Genomic DNA, 585 nt, shown 5'->3' on the forward strand with positions numbered 1-585 from the left:
GGCGGTGTTCGAACAGGAGAAACTGTATCAGATCATTGATGAAAGCCTGGTGGCGCATGTGGCGATTCAGGAAGCGCAGGGGCCGGTGGTGATCCCTATGCTGGCGTGGCGGGTGGGTGATTTTGTCTATATTCACGGCGCCAACAACAGCCGTTTGCTGCGTAAACTCAAGCAGGAGGTGCAAACCTGCTTAACCTTTACGCTGTTCGATGGTTGGGTGCTGGCGCGGTCGGCGTTTAATCACAGCGCCCACTACCGCTCAGCTGTGGTATTCGGCCAGTTTGAGGTGATAGAGGATAACGCTGAAAAAGACCAGCTGCTGAACCATTTTGTTGAGCAGATTGCCCCCGGAAGAACGCAGGAGATTCGGCTGAGTAACCAAAAAGAGCTGGCGGCGACAACTGTGCTGAGAATGCCGCTTAACGAAGCTTCGGTCAAAATCAGCAATAAAGAAGTGTCCGACGATCCGGTTGATCTGGATGTGCCGGCCTGGGCCGGTTTTATTCCGTACCGCACTGTGATCGGACCGCTCAAAGCGACGGCAGGTTTGCACGAGTCGATCCCGATACCGGACTACCGTGCCGC

At 55.0% G+C, this 585-nt stretch carries 1 protein-coding gene; it reads left to right on the forward strand.

Annotated elements, in window-relative coordinates:
- Positions 1–4 precede the first annotated feature (4 nt).
- Positions 5–585 (forward strand): pyridoxamine 5'-phosphate oxidase family protein (locus ACYP03_RS23910; RefSeq protein ID WP_459782349.1); only part of this gene is annotated, 581 nt, incomplete at its 3' end.

This window comes from Photobacterium sp. R1, from assembly GCF_054600795.1.